Annotated in this window: 11 protein-coding genes; 4 read left to right on the forward strand and 7 right to left on the reverse strand. The window is 62.3% G+C overall.

What is annotated here, in order from left to right; all coding sequences use genetic code 11:
* The 7 genes from cmk to mtnA all read right to left on the reverse strand — a co-directional run bounded on the left by cmk (window position 1) and on the right by mtnA (window position 10,645).
* The gene (cmk, locus tag AB4O22_RS18305; protein WP_014337227.1) at window positions 1-690 is read right to left on the reverse strand and encodes a (d)CMP kinase; all 690 of its coding nucleotides are present in this window, start codon (window positions 688-690) and stop codon (window positions 1-3) included.
* On the reverse strand, window positions 687-2,894 hold the full coding sequence (locus tag AB4O22_RS18310; protein WP_460097726.1) for a bifunctional prephenate dehydrogenase/3-phosphoshikimate 1-carboxyvinyltransferase: 2,208 nt from the start codon (window positions 2,892-2,894) through the stop codon (window positions 687-689). The genes cmk and AB4O22_RS18310 overlap by 4 nt, the downstream gene beginning before the upstream one ends.
* Window positions 2,895-2,922: 28 nt before the next feature.
* Window positions 2,923-4,035, reverse strand: a complete 1,113-nt coding sequence (gene hisC / locus AB4O22_RS18315; RefSeq protein ID WP_069971057.1) for a histidinol-phosphate transaminase — start codon at window positions 4,033-4,035, stop codon at window positions 2,923-2,925.
* 13 nt (window positions 4,036-4,048) lie between these two features.
* Window positions 4,049-5,143, reverse strand: coding sequence for a prephenate dehydratase (gene pheA / locus AB4O22_RS18320; protein ID WP_003199233.1), 1,095 nt, complete (start codon window positions 5,141-5,143; stop codon window positions 4,049-4,051).
* Window positions 5,143-6,228, reverse strand: coding sequence for a 3-phosphoserine/phosphohydroxythreonine transaminase (gene serC / locus AB4O22_RS18325; protein WP_003199231.1), 1,086 nt, complete (start codon window positions 6,226-6,228; stop codon window positions 5,143-5,145). Before serC ends, pheA begins: the two co-directional genes overlap by 1 nt.
* Window positions 6,229-6,458: 230 nt before the next feature.
* Window positions 6,459-9,122 (reverse strand): DNA gyrase subunit A, encoded by a 2,664-nt coding sequence (gene gyrA / locus AB4O22_RS18330; RefSeq protein WP_223472921.1) that lies wholly within the window; start codon window positions 9,120-9,122, stop codon window positions 6,459-6,461.
* Window positions 9,123-9,568: 446 nt separating this feature from the next.
* Window positions 9,569-10,645, reverse strand: coding sequence for an S-methyl-5-thioribose-1-phosphate isomerase (gene mtnA, locus AB4O22_RS18335; RefSeq protein WP_460096908.1), 1,077 nt, complete (start codon window positions 10,643-10,645; stop codon window positions 9,569-9,571).
* 106 nt (window positions 10,646-10,751) lie between these two features.
* Between mtnA and AB4O22_RS18340 the strand changes: the two genes are divergently transcribed.
* From AB4O22_RS18340 to AB4O22_RS18355, 4 genes are all read left to right on the forward strand, one after another.
* Window positions 10,752-12,083 (forward strand): TRZ/ATZ family hydrolase, encoded by a 1,332-nt coding sequence (locus tag AB4O22_RS18340; protein WP_223472919.1) that lies wholly within the window; start codon window positions 10,752-10,754, stop codon window positions 12,081-12,083.
* Between the two features lie 61 nt (window positions 12,084-12,144).
* Complete coding sequence (gene ubiG / locus AB4O22_RS18345) at window positions 12,145-12,843, forward strand: bifunctional 2-polyprenyl-6-hydroxyphenol methylase/3-demethylubiquinol 3-O-methyltransferase UbiG (protein ID WP_003199224.1); 699 nt, start codon at window positions 12,145-12,147, stop codon at window positions 12,841-12,843.
* Window positions 12,844-12,847: 4 nt separating this feature from the next.
* Window positions 12,848-13,519 (forward strand): N-acetylmuramic acid 6-phosphate phosphatase MupP, encoded by a 672-nt coding sequence (gene mupP, locus AB4O22_RS18350; RefSeq protein ID WP_003199221.1) that lies wholly within the window; start codon window positions 12,848-12,850, stop codon window positions 13,517-13,519.
* Between the two features lie 191 nt (window positions 13,520-13,710).
* Complete coding sequence (locus AB4O22_RS18355; RefSeq protein ID WP_003199218.1) at window positions 13,711-14,451, forward strand: YciK family oxidoreductase; 741 nt, start codon at window positions 13,711-13,713, stop codon at window positions 14,449-14,451.
* Window positions 14,452-14,499: the final 48 nt, after the last annotated feature.

Raw genomic sequence — 14,499 nt, forward strand, 5'->3', positions numbered from 1 at the left:
TCACCCGGCGATATCGCGAATGGCGATCTCGCTCATGATGCGTTGCAACACCTGGTCGATGGACAACTCCGTGGAATCCAGCTGTATCGCGTCAGCCGCCGGCTTGAGCGGGGCTACTGCGCGCTGGGTGTCACGCTCATCGCGTGCACGGATCTCATCTAGCAGACTCGACAGACTAACATCCTCGCCTTTGCCCTTCAACTGCAAATATCGGCGACGCGCCCTCTCCTCCGCACTGGCGGTGAGGAAAATCTTCAGCGGCGCATCGGGAAAAACCACCGTGCCCATGTCGCGACCGTCCGCCACCAGTCCCGGCGGCTCCTGGAATGCACGCTGGCGTTGCAACAAGGCTTCGCGCACCGCCGGCAGCGCGGCGACCTGGGAAGCCCCGGCACCCACGCTTTCGGTACGAATGACGTCGCTGACTTCGTCACCTTCCAGAATGATGCGCTGGAGCTGACCGTCGGTCGCGGCAATGAATTGCACGTCCAGATGAGCGGCCAGCGCCTTGAGCAACTCTTCGTTGGTCAGGTCGACGCCATGGTTCGCGGCAGCGAACGCCAATAGACGATACAAGGCACCCGAATCGAGCAGGTTCCAGCCCAACTGCCTGGCCAGGATCCCGGCGACGGTCCCCTTGCCCGAACCGCTCGGACCATCGATGGTGATGACCGGTGCCTTGATATTCACGACTGTGCCTCTTGTGCCACTCGGATACCGACCTGTGCGCACAGCGCCAGGAAGTTCGGGAACGACGTCGCGACGTTGGCGCAATCATGGATGCGAATCGGCGCGCTGGCGCGCAAAGACGCAACACTGAAGGCCATGGCGATACGGTGGTCGCCGTGACCATGGACTTCGCCGCCGCCGATCTGGCCGCCGTCGATGATGATGCCGTCCGGCGTCGGCTGGCACTTGACGCCAAGGGCGAGCAAGCCATCAGCCATCACCTGGATGCGATCCGATTCCTTGACCCGCAGCTCCTCAGCGCCCGTCAATACGGTGCGCCCTTCTGCACAGGCGGCCGCCACGAACAGCACCGGGAACTCGTCGATGGCCAGCGGAACCAGCGCCTCCGGAATCTCGATTCCCTTGAGTTTAGCTGCTCGTACGCGCAGGTCCGCCACGGGTTCGCCGCCGACTTCACGCTGGTTTTCCAGGGTGATGTCAGCGCCCATCAAGCGCAGGATGTCGATCACGCCGGTACGGGTCGGATTGATGCCGACGTGCTCGAGCACCAGGTCGGAGCCTTCGGCGATCGAGGCGGCCACCAGGAAGAACGCCGACGACGAGATGTCGCCCGGCACTTCGATGTGGGTCGCGGTCAGCTTGCTGCCAGACTCGACGGACGCCGTGGCGCCATCGACCGTGACCGGGTAGCCGAAGCCGCGCAGCATGCGCTCGGTATGATCGCGGGTCGGGGCCGGTTCGGTGACGGTGGTCTTGCCTTCGGCGTAGAGACCGGCCAGCAGCAGGCAGGATTTCACCTGGGCGCTGGCCATTGGCATGGAGTAGGTCAGGCCCTTGAGCTTGTTGCCACCGCGGATGATCATCGGCGGACGACCGTCGGCGGCCGTCTCGATGACCGCGCCCATTTCCCGCAATGGGTTGGCGACGCGATTCATCGGGCGCTTGGACAGCGAGGCATCACCGGTCAGGGTGCTGTCGAAGTCCTGCGCGGCCAGCAGGCCGGACAACAGGCGCATCGAGGTCCCGGAGTTACCCAGGTAGATTGGACCCGGGGCAGGCTTGAGGCCGTGCAGGCCGACACCATGGATGGTCACGCGACCGTGGTGCGGACCTTCGATGACCACGCCCATGTCGCGAAACGCTTGCAGCGTCGCCAGGGCGTCTTCGCCCTCAAGGAAGCCTTCCACCTCGGTCACGCCTTCGGCCAGGGAGCCGAGCATGATCGAACGGTGGGAAATCGATTTATCGCCCGGTACACGAATACGCCCACTCAGGGAGCCACCAGGTTGTGCCAGGAAAATCAGATCGTTGGAGTTCATAGCGTCCACATAGGCCCGACGGGCCAGGATTTTACTGAAATGCTCGCGGGCGACCCTGGCGCGTGTGAAAACGCCCAGCAATTGGTGCCCGTCCCCTGCATCGACCGCGTCGCGCAAGGCGTCGAGGTCGCTGCGAAATGTATCGAGTGTGCGCAGGACAGCTTCGCGGTTGGCGAGGAAGATGTCGTGCCACATGACCGGGTCGCTTCCAGCGATTCTCGTGAAATCGCGGAAACCGCCGGCAGCGTAACGGAAGATCTCAAGATTTTCATTGCGTTTGGCCAACGAATCCACCAGGCCGAACGCCAACAGGTGCGGCAAGTGACTGGTGGCAGCCAACACTTCATCGTGACGCTCGACCTGCATGTGCTCGACATCGGCGCCCAGTTCGCGCCACAAACGGTCCACCACCGCCAGCGCGGCTGGATCCGTCTGGTCCAGCGGCGTGAGGATCACTTTGTGGCGACGAAACAACTCGGCGTTGGAGGCTTCCACCCCGCTCTGCTCGGAACCGGCAATCGGATGGCCGGGCACGAAGCGCGCCGGCATCCCACCGAAAGCCTCGGTGGCCGCACGCACGACGTTGCCCTTGGCGCTGCCGACGTCAGTCAGGATCGCTTGCCCCAGGTTCATGCTCGCCAGACGCGCCAGCAGTTTTTCCATGGCCAGGATCGGCACCGCCAACTGGATCACGTCCGCGCCCTGGCAAGCGATCGCCAGGTCATCCTCGCAGCGATCGACCACCCCCAGCTCCACGGCCAGCTTGCGCGACTGCGGATCCAGGTCGACACCGACCACCTCGCGGCACAGGCCGCTTTCACGCAAGCCCTTGGCAAACGAACCGCCAATCAACCCCAGGCCGACCACCACCAGGCGACCGATCATAGGGGCAGCAGATTGCAGCGAAGTGACATCAACCACGAGCCAGAACCTTGCTCAACGCCTCAAGGAAACGGTTGTTTTCCGCTGGCAGGCCGATGGTGATGCGCAGGTGGTTCGGCATGCCGTAGTTGGCCACCGGACGCACGATCACGCCTTCGCGCAGCAGCCCCTGGTACACCGGCGCGGCGACACGCCCCAGGTCGACGCAGATGAAGTTGCCTTTGGATGGAATCCAGCTCAAGCCCAGCTCACGGAACCCCGCTTCCAACTGCTGCATGCCGGCCGCATTCAGGCGACGGCTTTCGGCCAGGTAGGCCTCATCCTGCAAAGCGGCGCAGGCGGCTGCCAGGGCGAAGCTGTTGACGTTGAATGGCTGGCGTACGCGATTCAGCACATCGGCCACCACGGCGGTGGACAAGCCGTATCCAACCCGTAGCGAGGCCAGGCCGTAGGCTTTCGAGAACGTGCGCGAAACCAGCAGATTCGGGTAGGCCGCAAGAAAATCCAGGCCGTCGGGCAAATCGCTGCCTTCGGCGTATTCGATGTAGGCCTCGTCCAACACCACGAGCACATGCGCAGGCACGTCTTGCAGAAAGTCGTCCAGGGCCTGGGCGTCGAACCAGGTGCCGGTCGGGTTGTTCGGGTTGGCAATGAAGACCACACGCGTGTTGGCGTCGATGGCAGCCAGCATGGCCAGCAGATCGTGCCCCCAGTTTTTGGCCGGGACCACATGGGCATCCGCGCCCACGGCCTGGGTCGCGATCGGGTAGACCGCAAACGCGTGCTCGCTGAACACGGCGTTGAGACCTGGTGCCAGGTACGCACGGGCGACCAACTCAAGAATGTCGTTGGAGCCGTTGCCCAGCGTCACCTGGTTCAGCTCGACGCCACAGCGCTCGGCCAGCAGGCTTTTCAGCGCAAACCCATTACCATCGGGGTAACGGGTCAGCTCGGCCAGTTCGTCGCGGATCGCCGCCAGCGCCTTGGGGCTCGCGCCCAACGGGTTTTCGTTGCTCGCCAACTTGACGATGCTGGCCGGATCCAGGTCCAGCTCGCGAGCCAGTTCGTCCACGGGCTTGCCCGGAACGTAAGGCGAGAGTTGTTGCACGCCTGGCTGAGCCAGAGCGAGGAAGTTGCCACTCATTTGCTATCCGCCCTTAAAGAACTGCCTTGGGGTAGGAACCCAGCACCTTGAGTGCCACTGCTTCCTGACTGATTTTTTCCAGCACACCTTTTACCAGCGGATCGCGGTGGTGGCCGACAAAATCGATGAAGAACACGTAGGTCCATTTACCGCTGCGCGACGGACGGGTCTCGATCCGCGTCAGATCGATACCGTTGTCGTGGAACGGCACCAGCAGTTCATGGAGCGCACCGGGCTTGTTGCTCATGGAGACGATGATCGAAGTCTTGTCGTCGCCGGTCGGTGGTACTTCCTGGCTACCGATCATCAGGAACCGCGTGGAGTTGTCCGGGCGATCCTCGATTTTCTCGGCCAGGCGAGTCAGCCCGTAGAGGCCGGCCGCCATATCGCCAGCAATCGCCGCCGAGTTCCACTCACCCTTGACCCGCTTGGCCGCTTCGGCGTTGCTCGATACCGCCACGCGCTCGACATTCGGGTAATGGGCGTCCAGCCACTTGCGGCACTGGGCCAACGACTGGGCATGGGAATAGATCCGGCTGATGCTGTCGGTCTTGGTGTTCTCGCCGACCAGCAGGTGATGGTGGATACGCAGCTCGACTTCGCCGCAGATCACCATGTCATGTTCGAGGAAGCTGTCCAGCGTGTGGTTGACCGCGCCTTCAGTGGAGTTTTCCACCGGCACCACGCCGAAATTCACCGCGCCGGCCGCCACTTCACGGAAGACTTCGTCGATGGCCGCCATTGGCTTGCTGATCACGGCGTGACCAAAGTGCTTCATGGCGGCGGCCTGGGTAAAGGTCCCCTCCGGGCCCAGGTAGGCAACTTTCAGCGGCTGTTCGAGCGCCAGGCACGACGACATGATTTCGCGGAACAACCGCGCCATCTCTTCGTTGCCCAGCGGCCCCTTGTTGCGCTCCATGACACGCTTGAGCACCTGAGCTTCACGCTCAGGACGATAGAACACCGGCACTTCGCCTTCGGCCAGGGAGGCCATCTTCACCCTGGCGACTTCCTGGGCACAGCGCGCACGCTCGCTGATCAGCTCCAGGACCTTTTCGTCCAGGGCATCGATGCGCAGGCGCAGCGCCTTGAGTTCTTGCTCAGACATCAGCCATGTTCCTTCTCGAACTCTGCCATGTAGGCGATCAACGCATTGACGGCGTTGATGTCGACGGCGTTGTAGATGGAGGCACGCATGCCACCGACCGAACGGTGGCCCTTGAGGTTCAGCAGGCCACGCTCGTCGGCGCCGGCCAGGAACGGCTTGTCCAGACGGTCGTCGGCCAGGCGGAACGGCACGTTCATCCACGAACGATCGGTCTTGTTGATCGGGTTGCTGTAGAGACCGCTGGCGTCGATGAAGTCATACAGCGTGCGCTGCTTGACTTCGTTGAGCTTGCCGATGGCTTCGACACCGCCCTGCTCCTTCAGCCATTCGAACACCAGGCCGGAGAGGTACCAGGCCAGGGTCGGCGGAGTGTTATACATCGAGCCGTTGTCGGCCGCGACCTTGTAGTTGAGCATGGTCGGGCACAGGGAACGGGCACGCCCCAGCAGGTCTTCACGAATGATGCTGACCAGGATGCCGCTAGGGCCGATGTTTTTCTGGGCGCCGGCGTAGATCATGCCGAAACGGGAGATATCCACAGGGCGCGAGAGAATGTCCGAGGACATGTCGGCCACCAATGGCACGTCGCCGGTTTCCGGGATCCAGTTGAACTCCAGGCCACCGATGGTTTCGTTCGGCGCGTAGTGAACGTAGGCCGCGTCCTTGGACAGGTTCCATTCGTTCTGGCCGGGAATCGCGAAATAATCGTAGGGCTTGGCGGTGGCAGCCACGTTGACGTGACCGTAGCGCGAAGCTTCTTCGATGGCTTTCTGCGACCAGATACCGGTATCGATGTAGTCGGCCTTGCCACTTTCCGGCAGCAGGTTCAACGGGATCTGGGCGAACTGCTGGCTCGCGCCGCCCTGCAGGAACAGCACCTTGTAATTGGACGGGATGTTCAGCAGATCACGCAGGTCCTGCTCGGCCTTGGTGGCAATGGATACGAACTCATCGCTGCGATGACTCATTTCCATGACCGACAGGCCCTTGCCGTGCCAGTCGAGAAGTTCACCCTGGGCACGCTTCAGGACCGCCTCAGGAAGCGCCGCCGGGCCGGCACAGAAGTTATAGGCTCTCTTGCTCACATCCAATCTCGCTCTGATCTGGTGGTCACATAAATCTTGTTCAACACATTACCCAATGTGGGAGCGAGCTTGCTCGCGATTACGGTGTGCCAGTCAATATCAACGCCGCTGACCCACCGAAATCGCGAGCAAGCTCGCTCCCACAGTTGCGCATTATGTGCAGTGTCGCAAATTTTCAAACGAGACAAACAACAAGGGGGCGAATCTTCATCCGCCCCCCACGTGTCCGCTTAGTCCTGCGGTTCTTCTTCGTCTGCGGCAGCGTCGAGCGGTTGGTCGCCGGTCACGTCGTCGACATCGGCACCCAGGGTGCCCTCGAACGCCACGCCCTCCTCGCCCTCCAGCTCCTCGCCTTCGACTTCCGATGGCTCCTGCACCCGCTCAAGCCCTACCAGCGTTTCGTCGCTGGCCAGCTTGATCAGCGTCACGCCCTGGGTGTTACGACCCAGGCTCGAGACTTCGGCAACTCGTGTACGCACCAGGGTACCCTGGTCGGAGATCAGCATGATCTCCTCGCCATCGAGCACCTGGACAGCGCCAACCAGACGACCGTTACGATCGTTGCTGACCATGGCGATCACGCCCTGGCCGCCACGCTTGTACTCAGGAAACTCGCTGATGGCCGTGCGTTTGCCATAACCACGCGCCGAAGCGGTGAGGATCTGGCTGCCTTCTTCAGGAATCAGCATGGAAATCAGCTTCTGGCCTTCCGGCAGGCGCATGCCGCGCACACCGCGGGCGGTACGGCCCATGGCACGCACGTCGGATTCCTTGAAGCGAGTGACCTTGCCACCGTCGGAGAACAGCATGACCTCACGCTCGCCGTCGGTGATAGCGGCGGAAATCAGTACGTCGCCTTCGTCCAGTTCCAGGGCAATCAGGCCGACGCTGCGCTGGCGGCTGAAGGATTCCAGCGGGGTCTTCTTCACGGTGCCATTGGCGGTAGCCATGAAGATGTAGTGACCTTCGGTGTACTCCTCCACCGGCAGCATGGTGGTGATGTATTCACCATCGTCCAGCGGCAACAGGTTGACCAGCGGACGGCCACGCGCGGCACGGGACGCTTCCGGGATCTCGTAGGTCTTGAGCCAGTACACCTTGCCTTTGCTGGAGAACAGCAGCAACGTGGTGTGGCTGTTGGCGACCAGCAGGTGGGCGATGTAGTCCTCGTCCTTGACGCCGGTCGCCGACTTGCCTTTGCCGCCGCGACGCTGGGCCTGGTAGGCAGCCAGCGGCTGGGTCTTGGCGTAGCCACCGTGGGAAATGGTCACCACGCGCTCTTCTTCCGGGATCATGTCACCCAGGGTCAGGTCCAGGCGCGCATCGAGAATCTCGGTGCGGCGCACGTCGCCGTACTCGGCGCGAATCACTTCCAGCTCTTCGCGGATCACTTCCATCAGGCGCGTGGAGCTGTTGAGGATGCGGATCAGCTCGCCGATCTGGTTGAGGATTTCCTGGTACTCGGCCAGCAGCTTCTCGTGCTCCAGGCCGGTCAGGCGGTGCAGGCGCAGTTCCAGGATGGCTTGCGCCTGTTCCGGGGACAGGAAGTACTTGCCTTCGCGCAGGCCGTACTGCGGGTCGAGGTTCTCCGGGCGGCACGAGTCGGCGCCAGCGCGCTCGACCATTGCCACCACCGCGGAGGACTCCCAAGGGGTGCTGATCAGCGCTTCCTTGGCTTCCGACGGCGTTGGCGAGGCCTTGATCAAGGCGATCACCGGGTCGATGTTCGACAGGGCAACGGCCTGGCCTTCGAGAATGTGACCACGCTCGCGAGCCTTGCGCAGCTCGAATACGGTACGACGGGTGACCACTTCGCGACGGTGACGCACGAAGGCTTCCAGCAGGTCCTTGAGGTTCAGGATCCGCGGACGGCCGTCGATCAGCGCAACGATGTTGATGCCGAACACGCTTTGCAGTTGGGTCTGGGCGTAGAGGTTGTTGAGGATCACCTCAGGCACTTCGCCACGACGCAACTCGATCACGACGCGCATGCCGTCCTTGTCGGACTCGTCACGCAGCTCGGTGATGCCTTCGAGCTTCTTCTCTTTCACCAGCTCGGCGATCTTCTCGATCAAGCGAGCCTTGTTCAGCTGGTACGGCAGCTCGGTGATGACGATCTGCTGGCGGCCGCCAACCTTGTCGATGTCTTCGACGGTGGAGCGGGCGCGCATGTAAATGCGGCCACGGCCGGTGCGGTAGGCTTCGATGATGCCGGCACGACCGTTGATGATCGCGGCGGTCGGGAAGTCCGGACCCGGGATGTATTGCATCAGCTCATCGACGGTCAGCTCGGGATTGTCGATGAGGGCCAGGCAACCGTCGATGACTTCACCAAGGTTGTGCGGCGGGATGTTGGTCGCCATGCCCACGGCAATACCGCTGGAGCCGTTGACGAGCAGGTTCGGGATACGGGTCGGCATGACCGCCGGGATCATTTCGGTGCCGTCGTAGTTCGGCACCCAGTCCACGGTTTCCTTGTGCAGGTCGGCCAGCAGTTCGTGGGCCAGCTTGGTCATGCGCACTTCGGTGTATCGCATGGCCGCGGCGTTGTCGCCGTCCACGGAACCGAAGTTGCCCTGACCGTCTACCAGCAGGTAGCGCAAGGAGAATGGCTGCGCCATACGAACGATGGTGTCGTACACGGCTGTGTCGCCGTGGGGGTGATACTTACCGATCACGTCACCGACGACACGGGCAGATTTCTTGTACGGCTTGTTGAAGTCGTTGCCCAGCTCGCTCATCGCGAACAGCACGCGCCGGTGCACGGGCTTCAAGCCATCGCGCGCATCCGGCAATGCCCGCCCGACGATTACGCTCATTGCGTAGTCGAGGTAGGACTGTTTCAGCTCGTCTTCGATATTGACCGGGAGGATTTCTTTGGCCAGTTCGCCCATGAGAAGCCTGATTCCTTTTTCTGGTGAAACCTCGTTACATCCAGATGGGACGAACGAAGCTCGCCGCTGCAGAACAAATGCCGTGCAGCGACTTACGACAAATCAACGAGTTATGCCATGGATCTGCGCAGTAAAGGCCACCTCGCGAGGCAGCCTTGGAAACCGCCGGATGTTATCACAAGAGCCGCCACGCACCTATCCCCCAGATGCGCATGGTGCGTAGTTAGTTGACCGATGACAGGCTGATATGGGACCAGAGGGGCTTAGAAGCGCTACGAATGGAGAATCAGGGCGAAAATGCAAGGCATTTGTTGCCTTTGACGACCTCATCGCGAGCAGGCTCGCCCCCACAAGGATCTTTTGTGTCTGAAATTTCAGACACACCTCCTATCCACTGTGGGAGCGAGCCTGCTCGCGATGGCGGTGGTTCAGACACCAAAAGGCCTTCAATGCAACCGCTTGCGACACATCAACTGCGCCAGCTTGGCGGTGTCCGGGCGCTCGATGATGCCCTTCTCCGTGACGATGACGTCGATCAAATCCGCCGGGGTGACATCGAACGCCGGGTTGAAGGCGTCCACCTCCGCGCCAAGCCTCTTGCCGCCGACTTCCAGCAGTTCACGCCCATCGCGCTCCTCGACCGGAATGTCATCACCGCTGGCCAGGCTCATGTCGATGGTCGAACTCGGTGCCACGACCATGAAACGCACGCCATGGTGCATGGCACAGACCGCCAGTTGATAGGTGCCGATCTTGTTCGCCACGTCGCCATTGGCGGTGATGCAGTCAGCACCGACGATTACCCAGGTCACACCTTTCGTCTTCATGATGTGGGCAGCGGCGGAATCGGCGTTGAGGGTCACCGGGATGCCCTCACGGGCCAGCTCCCACGCCGTCAGGCGCGAGCCTTGCAGCGATGGACGGGTTTCGTCGGCATAGACGCGCTCCACCATGCCTTCGATGTAGGCGCCACGGATGACCCCCAAGGCCGTGCCGAAGCCGCCGGTCGACAAGGTGCCGGTGTTGCCGTGGGTGAGGATGGCCTGGGCGTTGCCCTGGTGCTTGCGGATCAGGTCGACACCGAGCTGGGCCATGGTCAGGTTGGCTTCGCGGTCACTTTCGTGGATCGCGATGGCTTCGGCCTCAAGCACCGCCAGCGGCTCGGCGTGCTCTTTCAAGCGTCCCAACCGGTCGCGCATCCGATCCAGCGCCCAGAAGAGGTTCGCCGCTGTCGGCCGTGCCTGGGCCAGCAAGGCAAAATCAGCCTCCAGCGCCGCTTGCCAGTCACCGCCCTCGGCCATCCTGGCCCGCGCCGCCAGCACCACACCATAAGCCGCGCTGATGCCGATGGCCGGCGCGCCGCGCACCACCAACGAGCCAATGGCCTCGGCCACATCGGCGGCACGGGTGCAGGCGATCCAGTTTTCCTCGAACGGCAAGACACGCAGGTCCAACAGGTACAGGACGCCATCACGCCAATCGATGGCCTTCACCTTCTCCGCAGCCAATAGTCGATCGCGCATCCTTCACCCCGTACTCATGAACAAAAGCCGCCGATTATAGCGATCCCTCCGCGAAGACGCTCGGGTATACTTCGCCATCCTTTATACCCCATGGAACCGTTCCACGATGCCCAAGCCTGCCGTTGCGCTCGACTTATTATTGCTGCCGACCTGGTTGGTGCCTGTCGAACCCGCCGGTGTAGTGCTCAAGGACCATGGCCTGGGCATTCGCGACGGCTGCATCGTGTTCATCGGTCCACGGGCAGAAGCCCTCAAGTGTGACGCCGCCCAGGTCCGTGAGCTGCCCGGCATGCTGCTCAGCCCCGGCCTGATCAATGCCCATGGCCACGCAGCCATGACGCTGTTCCGCGGCCTGGCCGACGACCTGTCCTTGATGACCTGGCTCGAACAGCATATCTGGCCGGCGGAAGCCAAATGGGTCGATGAAGATTTCGTGCGCGATGGCACCGACCTGGCAATCGCCGAGCAGATCAAGGGCGGCATCACCTGCTTCTCCGACATGTATTTCTACCCCAAGATCGCCAGCGAGTGTGTCCACGACAGCGGTATTCGTGCGCAAATCGCGATTCCAATCCTCGATTTCCCGATCCCCGGCGCCGCCAGCGCCGACGAAGCCATTCGTCAGGGCATCGAATTGTTTGGCGACCTCAAGCACCACCCACGAATCAAAGTCGCATTCGGTCCGCACGCGCCCTACACCGTAGGCGACGAGAACCTGGAGAAAATCCGCGTGATCGCCGAGGAGCTGGACGCGGCCATTCATATGCACGTTCACGAAACCGCCTTCGAAGTGCAGCAGGCTGTGGATAACACTGCGGAGCGACCGCTGGCGCGCCTGGGACGACTTGGCCTGCTGGGGCCACGCTTTCAGGCCGTGCACATGACTCAAATCAGCGACGAAGACCAGGCCTTGCTGGTAGAAAGCAATTGCAGCGTGATCCACTGCCCGGAATCGAACCTGAAGCTGGCCAGCGGTTTCTGCCCGGTGGAGCGCCTGTGGCAGGCCGGCGTCAATGTCGCCCTCGGCACCGACGGCGCGGCGAGCAACAACGACCTGGATCTGCTCGGCGAAACCCGCACCGCCGCCCTGCTGGCCAAGGCCGTCGCCGGTTCCGCCACGGCCCTGGATGCTCATCGGGCACTGCGCATGGCTACGCTCAATGGTGCCCGGGCGCTGGGCATCGAAGCGACAGTCGGCTCGCTGGAAGTGGGCAAGGCCGCCGACCTGGTGGCCTTCGATCTGTCGGGCCTGGCCCAGCAACCGATCTACGACCCGGTGTCGCAACTGATTTATGCCACCGGGCGCGATTGCGTAAAACACCTGTGGGTGGGCGGCAAGCCGCTATTGGAGGATGGCCGACTGACCCGCATGGACGAATCAAGACTGATCGCCACGGCCCAGGCCTGGGGTCGCCGCATCAGCGGCCACAACGAATAACCACGCCCCTTGAGCCGCGGCTCGGGGCACCTGATTTTTCAAGCTTTTCGAGGATCTGCACATGAGCAACGTCGACCACGCCGAAATCGCCAAGTTCGAAGCCCTGGCCCATCGCTGGTGGGACCGTGAAAGTGAATTCAAGCCACTGCACGACATCAACCCGCTGCGGGTCAACTGGATTGACGAACGGGTCAACCTGGCTGGCAAGAAGGTGCTCGACGTCGGTTGTGGCGGCGGCATCCTCAGCGAAGCCATGGCCCAGCGCGGGGCGACGGTGATGGGCATCGACATGGGCGAAGCGCCACTGGCGGTTGCACAACTGCATCAGTTGGAGTCGGGCGTCAGCGTGGAATACCGGCAGATCACCGCCGAAGCCCTGGCCGAAGAAATGCCCGGCCAATTCGACGTGGTCACCTGCCTGGAAATGCTCGAGCACGTGCCGGATCCGTCGTCGGTCATCCGCGCCTGCTTCCGCATGGTCAAGCCGGGCGGCCAGGTGTTTTTCTCCACCATCAACCGCAACCCGAAGGCCTACCTGTTCGCCATCGTCGGCGCCGAATACATCATGAAACTGCTGCCTCGCGGCACTCACGACTTCAAGAAATTCATCCGCCCTTCCGAACTGGGCGCCTGGAGCCGTGCGGCCGGGCTGACCGTCAAGGACATCATTGGCCTGACCTACAATCCGCTGACCAAGCACTACAAGCTGGCCGCCGACGTTGACGTCAACTACATGATCCAGACCCTGCGCGAGGAGTAAGTCGATGCGTCTCAAAGCGGTTCTCTTCGACATGGACGGCACGCTGCTCGACACCGCGCCGGATTTCATCGCCATCTGCCAGGCCATGCGCGCCGACCGTGGCTTGCCACCGATGAACACGCAGCACATTCGTGACGAGATTTCCGGCGGTGCCCGGGCGATGGTCGCTGTGACCTTTTCCATGGACCCGGAATCACCGGGGTTCGAGGAACTGCGCCAGGAGTTCCTCGACCGCTACCTCAAGGGTTGCGCGGTCCACAGCCATTTGTTCGACGGCATGGCCGAGGTGCTGGCCGATATCGAAGCGGCCAACCTGATCTGGGGCGTGGTCACCAACAAGCCGGTGCGCTTCGCCGAACCGATCATGCAGCAACTGGGCCTGGCCGAACGCTCGAAAGTGCTGATCTGCCCTGACCATGTGAAAAACAGCAAGCCGGACCCGGAACCACTGACCCTGGCGTGCAAGCTGCTCGACCTGGACCCGGCCAGCGTGCTGTTCGTGGGTGATGACCTGCGGGACATCGAGTCCGGTCGCAGCGCCGGCACCAAGACGTGTGCGGTGACCTATGGCTACATCCACCCGGACGACAACCCCAGGCACTGGGGCGCGGATGTGGTGATCGATCACCCATCGGCACTGCGCGAGGTGCTGGATAACGCCCTGTGCGGTTGCTGATGTGACTGTCTTGTGATGAAGGAATTTATGTGGGAGCAAGGCTTGCCTGCGATGACGGCGATGCGGTCGTCCAGAAATCGAGGCGCCTGTTTCGCGAGCAAGCTTTGCTCCCACAGCCTGCTTCCAATGGCGGGGCTCAATCCCCTGACACTACAGCTTCTGCCAACAGATTGATTTGTTGAGGTTTTTTTATGTTTGATTATTCCGCCCGCCCCGATCTGCTCAATGGCCGGGTGATTCTGGTCACCGGCGCCGGCCGCGGAATCGGTGCCGCAGCCGCGAAAGCCTACGCCGCCCATGGCGCCACCGTGCTGCTGCTGGGCAAGACCGAAGCTAACCTGACCCAGGTCTACGATGAAATCGAAGCGGCCGGTCATCCGCAGCCAGCGGTGATCCCGTTCAACCTCGAAACCGCGCTGCCTCATCAGTACGATGAACTGGCGGCCATGATCGAAACCGAGTTCGGTCATCTGGACGGTCTGCTGCACAACGCCTCGATCATCGGCCCGCGTACCCCCCTGGAACAGTTGTCCGGTGAGAATTTCATGCGGGTGATGCACGTCAACGTCAACGCGATGTTCATGCTCACCAGCACCTTGCTGCCCCTGCTCAAGCTGTCCAAGGATGCGTCCGTGGTATTCACCTCCAGCAGCGTCGGGCGCAAGGGCCGAGCGTATTGGGGCGCCTATGGCGTGTCCAAGTTCGCCACCGAGGGGCTGATGCAGACCCTGGCCGACGAAGTCGACACCGTCGCCGCCGTGCGCGCCAACAGCATCAACCCCGGCGCCACCCGCACCAGCATGCGCGCCCAGGCCTACCCGGGGGAAAACCCGCTCAACAATCCGACGCCCGAGGAGATCATGCCGGTCTACCTGTATCTCATGGGCCCGGACAGCTCCGGCGTCAACGGCCAGGCGTTCAACGCGCAATAATGACCTGGACCAGCGTCGCGGCGACTTACCGTCGCGACGCAGGCCCTA

It is taken from the genome of Pseudomonas sp. S3_B11 (genome assembly GCF_054667715.1).

Coding starts and splice junctions, on each gene's coding strand:
- AB4O22_RS18310 (WP_460097726.1), bottom strand. CDS start 2,894: ATGATCGGTCGCCTGGTGGTGGTCGGCCTGGGGTTGATTGGCGGTTCG.
- hisC (WP_069971057.1), bottom strand. CDS start 4,035: ATGAGTGGCAACTTCCTCGCTCTGGCTCAGCCAGGCGTGCAACAACTC.
- pheA (WP_003199233.1), bottom strand. CDS start 5,143: ATGTCTGAGCAAGAACTCAAGGCGCTGCGCCTGCGCATCGATGCCCTG.
- gyrA (WP_223472921.1), bottom strand. CDS start 9,122: ATGGGCGAACTGGCCAAAGAAATCCTCCCGGTCAATATCGAAGACGAG.
- mtnA (WP_460096908.1), bottom strand. CDS start 10,645: ATGCGCGATCGACTATTGGCTGCGGAGAAGGTGAAGGCCATCGATTGG.
- AB4O22_RS18340 (WP_223472919.1), top strand. CDS start 10,752: ATGCCCAAGCCTGCCGTTGCGCTCGACTTATTATTGCTGCCGACCTGG.
- ubiG (WP_003199224.1), top strand. CDS start 12,145: ATGAGCAACGTCGACCACGCCGAAATCGCCAAGTTCGAAGCCCTGGCC.
- mupP (WP_003199221.1), top strand. CDS start 12,848: ATGCGTCTCAAAGCGGTTCTCTTCGACATGGACGGCACGCTGCTCGAC.
- AB4O22_RS18355 (WP_003199218.1), top strand. CDS start 13,711: ATGTTTGATTATTCCGCCCGCCCCGATCTGCTCAATGGCCGGGTGATT.